4 protein-coding genes are annotated in these 3447 nt (G+C 47.7%); 1 reads left to right on the top strand and 3 read right to left on the bottom strand.

Translation table 11 applies throughout. The annotated features are described in order from the left end of the window. The 3 genes from RTW80_RS23330 to RTW80_RS31685 all read right to left on the bottom strand — a co-directional run. A partial coding sequence (locus RTW80_RS23330; RefSeq protein WP_312720429.1) for a transcription termination/antitermination NusG family protein occupies positions 1-378 on the bottom strand: 378 nt, incomplete at its 3' end. A gap of 441 nt (positions 379-819) precedes the next feature. Next, complete coding sequence (locus RTW80_RS23325; RefSeq protein ID WP_000074849.1) at positions 820-1107, bottom strand: helix-turn-helix transcriptional regulator; 288 nt, start codon at positions 1105-1107, stop codon at positions 820-822. Beyond that, the gene (locus RTW80_RS31685; protein ID WP_024133196.1) at positions 1025-1243 is read right to left on the bottom strand and encodes an ash family protein; all 219 of its coding nucleotides are present in this window, start codon (positions 1241-1243) and stop codon (positions 1025-1027) included. Before RTW80_RS31685 ends, RTW80_RS23325 begins: the two co-directional genes overlap by 83 nt. 1017 nt (positions 1244-2260) lie before the next feature. On the opposite strand from RTW80_RS31685, the gene repA reads away from it, so the two are divergent. After that, complete coding sequence (repA, locus tag RTW80_RS23315; RefSeq protein ID WP_136360489.1) at positions 2261-3292, top strand: plasmid replication initiator RepA; 1032 nt, start codon at positions 2261-2263, stop codon at positions 3290-3292. The last annotated feature ends 155 nt before the right edge of the window (positions 3293-3447 follow it).

Genomic DNA, 3447 nt, shown 5'->3' with positions numbered 1-3447 from the left:
ATTCAGCTCTTCCCTGGCTCTCGGATTTAGCACAGGGTCCTGGTAAATCTTCATTAATCCATCAACAATATCTTTATTGACGGGTTTTATTTCACCGCCAAACTTCACGAAATCAATGAAGGCGCTATGGCGACGTAATGCCGATACTGGTTGAATGTCAAAATTAGCCAGAATAAAAAAGTACCCTGGAAAAATAGCGAATATTCTTTCACGGTAACAGCACCTGGAGTCTGCCCGTCTTATCTTTCTTGTTATTAATGGAGTCCATGGTACGACGTTTTGCTCATTCAGCCATGAGAATAAAGATTCTCTGTTTTTGCCGGCTGTATTATATTGCGCAAGATACCAGTTCCGGTTATTCAGGTGTTCTATATTCACGAAGTTCAACGCTCCGCGCAAAACCGATCCATGATGGACGATTTTGCGATGTCAGGCGAATATGCTAAATCATATGTCTGAAGCAGTGTCCAGCCCATATCTGGATAAACTGCAGTTCTGACAGGCATATAACCAGCAGACTCTAGTACGTTCTGTATCGGTGATTTGGCGAACTCACAGATAAAGAACGGCTAAGCACTAATATCAGCAATACAGTGGCACAGTATTGTGATACGCGAAATAAAACATCAGCACGTCAGTTCAGAGTAAGGTCGCCATATATCGGGCATGAGCCAGATACAAATAATTGGGACACCGTCTGAAGTGATTTGCTTTATTAAAGTAACTTGTGCTTGGTGTTTATGTTTATCAATTTGGGATCGCCTGTAAAGTGCAAAATGCAATTTCCATGAAAGTGTCCCCTTTAATGGGGACACCTGTTCACATTTTTTCGTTTTCTTTAGCTGTATTGCTAATCATGAAAACGAACGTTCGCATCAGCACAGCAGAGCGAAGTGCATCATATCCTTCCAGATTTAAGTTCTTCAGGCTTCGCTTCAGGTAGGTTCGTACCGTTTCGGGAGAAAGCCGACAGTTCTGAGCAATGGCGTCGTAAGGAACACCCATTGCGTAAAAAACGCAGACTTTAAGCTGGTTTGTTGATAGCTCGGGAAACATGCCTTCCAACAGAGTGATGGCCGGGAGTTTCTGTATCAGTTGAGGTGACATAGCAAAGGTCTCCGATGACAACTAAAAACGCTATCACTGAGTTCCTACGCTCATTGGTGATAGCCCAGACGGGGGTAGGAATACCGGCGTCATCGGAAACCGGCCAGGCTAATGCCTGCCCCGCCTGAGCTACCATAGATGACTACAAGAAATACAAGTTCCTGTCTTTATGGTATGGCAAAAAACGACGCCAAATGAAGAAATTAACTTCTGCGCCGACGATGACTACGCGGGTTCCTACGCCCGATCACAGTTTTGCCTGTGACCAGTAAAGGGTACTTAGTATAACGCACCGAGTCAACTAACAGCTTAAAAAACATACAAAAAAGCGTCAAAACTTAACGCTCCGCGCCGAAGCGATCCAGGTGTGATGCTTCTGCTTTGTGGCGTTCGAACATGCTGGTCCATATGCACGAAACGGTGTCTGACCCTCGTCCAGACAATCCGCAGTTCTGACGAACATATGAACAAATATGCTCTTGTAGAGGCTGTTGTTACACAATTGGCGGGCTGTGTAACAAATGGTTTTATCATCTAAGAATTATTCTATTTACGATCGAATGATCTACAAAATGATTTTTTAAAGGTTTTTTTGATCGTTTAATTGCATTAAAACAGAATATTATTCTGTTAGGTGGATCGGTTGTAAGATAAATGATCGTGAGTAGGACAAAAGTCGATCTTTTAATCCAAAAGAAGGATCTAAAGCAGAAAAATCTGCTTTTAAAAATAGATTTTATTTTTTTGACGCAGGTCAAGATTAACTTATTAGAGGTATCAGTGAGGAGGCACTGGAAGAGAAGAGATCGTTGTAATGCTTTTCAAATTAACGTAAAGCGGGTATATTTCGGCTGTTATTAGCTGTGCAGAGGGTGGCACTCTGTGGAGCAAAGCGGCGAAAGTCGGACGGCAGAATGCGCCATAAGGCATTCAGGAGAGATGGCATGTACGGGCAGTAAGTCAGAAGACTGAAGATGTTCCGGAAGCCATAAAAGGAAAACCCCCACTATCTTTCTTACGAACTTGGCGGAACGACGAAAGATAGTGGGGGCCTCACAGAATACGGGTAAAGTATAATGAAACCGTACCAGAGATTCAACCCTGTGCAGTGTATAAATACACTGCACAATCGCTCCGCCATAAGCGACAGCTTGTGGCAGGTCTGAAGAATACTCCATATAACGCAGTACACTGGAGTCAGTTAGCACCCGAAGAGCAGATCCGTTTCTGGGAAGACTATGAAGCGGGAAGGGCGACCACTTTCCTGGTTGAACCGGAAAGGAAGCGCACGAAGCGTCGTCGTGGTGAGCACTCCACCAAACCCAAATGCGAAAATCCGTCCTGGTATCGTCCTGACCGCTATAAGGCGCTGAGCGGGCAGCTCGGGCACGCCTACAACCGTCTGGTGAAAAAGGACCCGGTGACCGGCGAGCAGAGCCTGCGCATGCACATGTCCCTGCATCCTTTTTACGTGCAGAAACGAACGTATGCCGGTCGCAAATATGCTTTCCGTCCGGAAAAACAACGCCTCCTCGATGCCATCTGGCCGGTTCTGGTCAGCTTCAGTGATGCGGGCACACATACCGTAGGCATGAGTGTTTCCCGTCTGGCCCGAGAAATCAGCCCGAAAGACAGCAAGGGGAAGGTTATTCCGGAACTGGAAGTGACGGTTTCCCGCCTTTCCCGTTTGCTGGCCGAACAGGTACGTTTTGGTGTGCTGGGTGTTTCAGAGGAAACCCTGTGGGACCGTGAAACCCGCCAGCGTCTGCCACGTTACGTCTGGATAACACCGGCAGGCTGGCAGATGCTGGGCGTCGACATGGTAAAACTTCACGAACAGCAGCAGAAACGACTGCGTGAAAGTGAAATCCGCCAGCAGCTCATTCGGGAAGGTGTTCTGCGTGAGGATGAAGATATCTCCGTACATGCGGCCAGAAAACGCTGGTATCTGCAGCGCAGCCAGGATGCACTGAAACACCGTCGTGCAAAAGCGGCAGCCAGTAAGCGCGCCAGACGCCTGAAGAAACTGCCTGCCGACCAGCAGATTCATGAGATGGCAGAGTATCTCAGGAAGCGTCTGCCGCCGGATGAAGCCTATTTTTGTTCCGATGACCATCTGAAGCGACTGGCCATCAGGGAGTTGCGTCAGCTTGAACTGACGCTGGCTGCCCCGCCACCGCACTAGACAGCACCATTCCCTCAGCACTGAATCATCGCCAGCCCCTCCGGGGCTTTCGGCGCAGGTATCGCTCAGCCCAAAATCCGCAGTAATCACCTTAAATCCCCTCAGAGGGGCATATCTGCCCATAAAACCACGCATCAGTCATCAGAACGTGGCCA

Source organism: Escherichia sp. AM3 (assembly GCF_032029835.1).
Lineage (GTDB): Bacteria > Pseudomonadota > Gammaproteobacteria > Enterobacterales > Enterobacteriaceae > Escherichia > Escherichia coli.
The sequence above is the reverse complement of the archived record's forward strand: the minus strand, read 5'-3'. Positions and strand labels throughout refer to the sequence as shown.